This window comes from Bacteroides sp., assembly GCF_052357945.1.
In the GTDB taxonomy this organism is placed as follows: domain Bacteria; phylum Bacteroidota; class Bacteroidia; order Bacteroidales; family Bacteroidaceae; genus Bacteroides.
Genome location: NZ_DAWCXD010000212.1, coordinates 1 through 5,791 on the forward strand (window position 1 = coordinate 1; position 5,791 = coordinate 5,791).

The 5,791-nt window shown below is 41.5% G+C and carries 4 protein-coding genes; 3 read left to right on the forward strand and 1 reads right to left on the reverse strand.

What is annotated here, in order from left to right; all coding sequences use genetic code 11:
- Positions 1-19: 19 nt before the first annotated feature.
- Both ACT8YW_RS21415 and ACT8YW_RS21420 read left to right on the forward strand, forming a co-directional pair.
- Entirely contained in the window at positions 20-163 is a 144-nt protein-coding gene (locus ACT8YW_RS21415) for an energy transducer TonB (RefSeq protein ID WP_444107084.1), read from the forward strand.
- 203 nt (positions 164-366) lie between these two features.
- On the forward strand, positions 367-1,905 hold the full coding sequence (locus ACT8YW_RS21420; RefSeq protein WP_074558559.1) for a carbon-nitrogen hydrolase family protein: 1,539 nt from the start codon (positions 367-369) through the stop codon (positions 1,903-1,905).
- 96 nt (positions 1,906-2,001) lie between these two features.
- On the opposite strand, the gene ACT8YW_RS21425 is transcribed toward ACT8YW_RS21420, so the two are convergent.
- Positions 2,002-3,051, reverse strand: coding sequence for a DUF2776 domain-containing protein (locus ACT8YW_RS21425; protein ID WP_074638299.1), 1,050 nt, complete (start codon positions 3,049-3,051; stop codon positions 2,002-2,004).
- 209 nt (positions 3,052-3,260) lie between these two features.
- On the opposite strand from ACT8YW_RS21425, the gene ileS reads away from it, so the two are divergent.
- A partial coding sequence (gene ileS, locus ACT8YW_RS21430) for an isoleucine--tRNA ligase (protein WP_444107083.1) occupies positions 3,261-5,791 on the forward strand: 2,531 nt, incomplete at its 3' end.

Consider the following 5,791-nt stretch of genomic DNA (forward strand, 5'->3'; position numbering starts at 1 on the left):
TCCTTGTATTATAAAAGATATAGCTCCTTTAGGTAGAAATCCTTTTTTAAAAAAAGCTGCATTGGAAATTCTGGAACAAATGCCAAAGTGGAAACCAGGATTAAAAGATGGTAAACCTGTGCGAAGTTATTATACACTTTCTATTATCTTTAAATTGGTTTGACCGTATGAAATGTGACCGTTGTTTGATATCGATCAAAATTGATAATAAGTGATTATATAAAATATGTATTCATTTTTTCTTAATAGGGATGTGGCTGTACGGTATAGCATATCAATGGTGGTTGTAAAATTTCTCTTGGTTTGAAAACACAATTAAAGGAATAGCTATACCTTTGCACTATCTTTTATAAAACACGTATTGTTATGGAACAACATCCGATAAAAATTAATAAAGTGCAGATACGCAATCTGCAAATAGAAGATTATGTACAGTTATCCCAGTCGTTTACCCGCGTCTATTCAGATGGTAGCGATGTGTTTTGGACCCGTGAGCAGATCCAGAAGTTAATTAAGATTTTTCCGGAAGGTCAGATTGTCACAGTAGTCGATGATAAAATAGTTGGTTGTGCTCTTTCTATCATTGTTGATTATGATAAAGTAAAGAACGACCATACGTATGCACAAGTGACAGGGAAGGAAACATTCAATACACATAATCCAGAAGGAAATATCCTGTACGGCATTGAAGTGTTCATTCATCCGGGTTATCGTGGTTTACGCTTGGCACGTCGTATGTATGAATATCGCAAGGAACTTTGCGAAACATTGAACCTGAAAGCTATCATGTTTGGCGGACGTATCCCGAATTATCATAAATATGCTGACAAAATGCGTCCGAAAGAATATATCGAACGAGTGCGTCAACGCGAGATTTATGATCCGGTACTAACTTTTCAGTTATCGAATGATTTTCACGTGCGAAAGGTGATGACCAATTATCTGCCGAATGACGAAGAATCGAAACATTATGCTTGTTTGCTTCAATGGGATAATATCTATTATCAACCACCTACGCAAGAATATATCAGTCCTAAAACTACGGTTCGTGTAGGATTAGTGCAATGGCAGATGCGTAGCTATAAAACGTTGGACGACCTGTTCGAACAAGTAGAATTCTTCGTGGACGCAGTATCTGATTATAAAAGCGATTTTGTTCTTTTCCCGGAATATTTCAATGCTCCTTTGATGTCGAAGTATAATGATAAAGGAGAATCACAGGCTATTCGCGGATTGGCAAAGTATACCGATGAGATTCGGGAACGGTTTATGAATCTGGCTATTAGCTATAATATTAACATTATAACAGGAAGTATGCCATACGTAAAAGAGGATGGGCTACTTTATAATGTAGGTTTCCTTTGCCGACGGGATGGAACCTACGAAATGTACGAGAAATTACACGTTACCCCCGATGAAATAAAAAGCTGGGGACTGAACGGTGGCAAACTTCTGAACACTTTTGATACGGATTGTGCAAAGATCGGAGTTTTAATCTGCTATGATGTGGAATTCCCCGAACTTTCCCGCCTGATGGCAGATCAGGGAATGCAGATATTATTTGTTCCTTTCCTGACAGATACCCAGAATGCCTACTCCCGTGTTCGTGTTTGTGCACAGGCGCGTGCTATTGAAAATGAATGTTTTGTAGTCATTGCCGGAAGTGTCGGAAATCTTCCCCGTGTGCACAATATGGATATTCAATATGCTCAATCGGGTGTGTTTACCCCATGCGATTTTGCTTTTCCAACAGACGGAAAGAGGGCAGAAGCAACTCCTAACACAGAAATGATTTTGGTATCGGATGTTGATCTGGATTTGTTGAACGAACTGCATACGTATGGTAGTGTACGTAACTTGAAAGACCGCAGGAATGACCTCTATGAGGTTAGATTCAAAAAATAAAAGAGTGACGCTATGCTGTCAAGATAGCGTCACTATGTGCCTTGGATAGCGTCACTATCCGGGGCATATAGTGACGCCCTTTTTATAGAATATTTTTTATTTGGAAGACGTGCCGCTCTCCAATATACTAACGATAGAAAACAGCGTAAAGCATATCGCTCCGAGCCCTGATAAAACACGTGCCGGAATGAAGTAATCTGCATTTACAGTGGCAAGCTCGAATACAAAAGCCGCCAAAAACAGACAAGCCAATGCAGTCAGTACCGGAATTAAAGGAATACGATTGGCGAGTTTGAACTCATGTCGCCAGATTTTAGCCAAAAGAATGACTTTACTGGAAATACTGTAACAGACTAAACCTAGTCCAAGCATGATATATCCGGTAGTACCGTTGGCGCTGCCTGAATCGGCTAAGATTATAAAAAATCCCCAGATAAAAGAAATAGACCCCATCAATAAAACGAGTTTGGGCCATTGTGAACGTTCTTTTTCCGAATATACATTGCGTATCTGACGGGCTATGGTAGCTACCAATGCGATCAGACTGGTACAAATGCAGGCAAGCCCTGCCATTACATGACCAGCTACAAAATAAGCCGGATGCACATGGCTGTTAGCCAATAAAACAAACGCCCATATCCATGCGATAAGAGAAATGAGAATGACAATGATTTCCAATGCCCGTTCCTGACCTAAAGAAAATGCGCCTTCAGGAACTTCATTGCCCGTGCCTCTGGAATTTCCCGGAATCAAAGAAAAACGGGTAGAGGAGGTGGCAGCAGTGGCTACACAACCTGTAATAAAACCTACACCGGTTATTACATGGCCTGCCACAAAAGCTGAAGTACCGTCGGCATTACTGAAAACACAGATACCTCCGATTATAGTCACTATAGCTGCCAGATAACCGAGTATCGGTAAACCGTACTTCGCAGCTTGATTATATGTATGTATGATTTGCCGGATAATAGTGGCAGCCGTGCAGAACAACGCAATGCATATCATACCTAATGAGAATATCACAGGGCCCGCTACAACACGACCGCCGGCATCTCCATAACCATAAATGAACGCTCCGTATCCGAAGCAAAAAATAGCCATCACCAAAGGGATTGCCCTGAATAAAATACTAATTCCATAATTCATAAGTTAAGTGTTTTTAGGTTTCCCACTAAAACAAGGAGATACCTGTTTTGTTTAGGCTGTAGGCGGTTTATAATCGTTAACTTCACACGAATCCGATTAAAAGTCTTAGCTTTTTGCTCAACTAAACAAATGTTTTTGTAAATTTGCACCCTTAAAAATGGGGATACCCCTCAAATTGTAAATTGTAAATAGTAAAATCGTAGACAGCTATGGGTAAGAGATTTACTGAATATTCGCAGTTTGACCTTTCGCAGGTAAACAAAGATGTGCTGAAGAAATGGGACGAGAACCAGGTTTTCGCCAAGAGTATGACAGAACGTGATGGCTGTCCTTCGTTCGTGTTTTTCGAAGGACCTCCCTCGGCTAATGGTATGCCGGGTATTCACCATGTAATGGCTCGTACCATTAAGGACATTTTCTGCCGCTACAAAACGATGAAGGGTTATCAGGTGAAGCGTAAAGCCGGATGGGATACGCACGGACTGCCTGTGGAACTAAGTGTAGAAAAAGCATTAGGTATCACAAAAGAAGATATTGGTAAGAAAATCTCTGTTGCCGACTACAATGCGGCTTGCCGGAAGGACGTGATGAAATATACCAAGGAGTGGGAAGACCTGACTCATCAGATGGGATACTGGGTGGACATGAAGCATCCTTATATCACGTATGATAATCGTTATATTGAAACACTGTGGTGGCTATTGAAGCAACTGCATAAAAAAGGTTTATTATATAAAGGATATACGATCCAACCGTATTCGCCGGCTGCAGGAACAGGATTGAGCTCACATGAGTTGAATCAACCGGGCTGTTATCGCGATGTAAAAGATACAACGGCCGTTGCCCAATTTAAAATGAAGAATCCTAAACCGGAAATGACGGAATGGGGAACTCCTTATTTTCTGGCTTGGACAACTACTCCATGGACATTGCCTTCAAATACGGCGCTCTGCGTAGGACCGAAAATTGATTATGTGGCTGTGCAGTCTTATAATGCTTATACCGGAGAACCTATAACAGTGATTCTGGCAAAGGCTTTATTGAATGCGCACTTTAATGCAAAAGCTGCTGATTTGAAGCTGGAAGATTATAAACCGGGTGACAAGCTCGTTCCATATAAGGTGATTGCCGAATATAAAGGTCCGGATCTTGTCGGTATGGAATATGAGCAGTTGATCCCTTGGGTGAAACCGGTTGAAGTAGCGGAAGATGGTAGCTGGAAGGCTAGTGATAAGGCTTTCCGTGTGATATTGGGAGATTATGTAACTACAGAAGATGGTACAGGTATCGTTCACATTGCACCTACCTTTGGTGCGGACGATGCGAATGTGGCACGTGCTGCAGGAATCCCGTCACTGTTCATGATTAATAAGAAAGGTGAAACTCGTCCGATGGTAGATCTGACAGGTAAGTTCTATCTATTGGATGAATTGGATGAAACCTTTGTAAAAGAATGTGTTGATGTAGATAAATACAAAGAATATCAGGGTGCTTGGGTGAAAAACGCCTACAATCCTGAATTCATGGTAGATGGTAAGTTTGATGAGAAAGCTGCACAGGCAGCCGAATCTTTGGATATCGCTCTTGCTATGATGATGAAAGCAAACAATCAGGCTTTCAAGATAGAGAAGCATGTCCATAACTACCCGCATTGCTGGCGTACAGACAAACCGGTACTTTATTATCCGTTGGATAGCTGGTTTATCCGTTCAACCGCTTGCAAGGAACGAATGATGGAATTGAATAAGACCATCAACTGGAAACCGGAATCTACCGGAACCGGCCGTTTCGGTAAGTGGCTGGAAAATCTGAATGACTGGAACCTTAGCCGTTCCCGTTATTGGGGTACTCCACTGCCTATCTGGCGTACGGAAGATGGAACGAGCGAAATATGTATCGAATCTGTAGAAGAACTTTATAATGAAATCGAGAAATCGGTAGCTGCCGGATTTATGAAATCCAATCCATACAAGGATAAAGGTTTCGTGCCGGGCCAATATTCGGAAGAAAATTATGATAAAATTGATCTTCACCGTCCTTATGTAGACGACATCATATTGGTATCAAAAGATGGCCAACCGATGAAGCGTGAATCAGACTTGATTGATGTATGGTTCGATTCGGGTGCTATGCCTTATGCGCAGATACATTATCCGTTCGAAAATAAAGAACTATTGGATAGCCGTCAGGTATATCCGGCTGACTTTATCGCAGAAGGGGTAGACCAGACACGTGGTTGGTTCTTTACCTTGCATGCTATCGCTACGATGGTATTTGACAGTGTGTCATACAAGGCTGTTATTTCTAACGGTCTGGTGCTCGATAAGAACGGCAACAAGATGTCTAAACGTCTGAATAACGCTGTCGATCCGTTTACTACGATTGAGAAGTATGGTTCCGACCCGCTGCGTTGGTACATGATAACCAACTCTTCTCCGTGGGATAACCTGAAATTTGACGTTGAAGGAGTGGAAGAGGTGCGTCGTAAATTCTTCGGCACTTTATATAATACGTATTCATTCTTTGCACTTTATGCAAATGTAGACGGATTTGAATATAAAGAAGCGGATGTGCCGATGGCAGAACGTCCGGAAATCGACCGTTGGATCTTGTCTGTATTGAATACATTGATAAAGGAGGTAGATACTTGCTATAATGAATATGAGCCGACAAAGGCAGGACGTCTGATTTCTGATTTTGTGAATGATAATTTGTCCAACTGGTATGTTCGCCTGAATCG

Coding starts and splice junctions, on each gene's coding strand:
- ACT8YW_RS21420 (WP_074558559.1), top strand. CDS start 367: ATGGAACAACATCCGATAAAAATTAATAAAGTGCAGATACGCAATCTG.
- ACT8YW_RS21425 (WP_074638299.1), bottom strand. CDS start 3,051: ATGAATTATGGAATTAGTATTTTATTCAGGGCAATCCCTTTGGTGATG.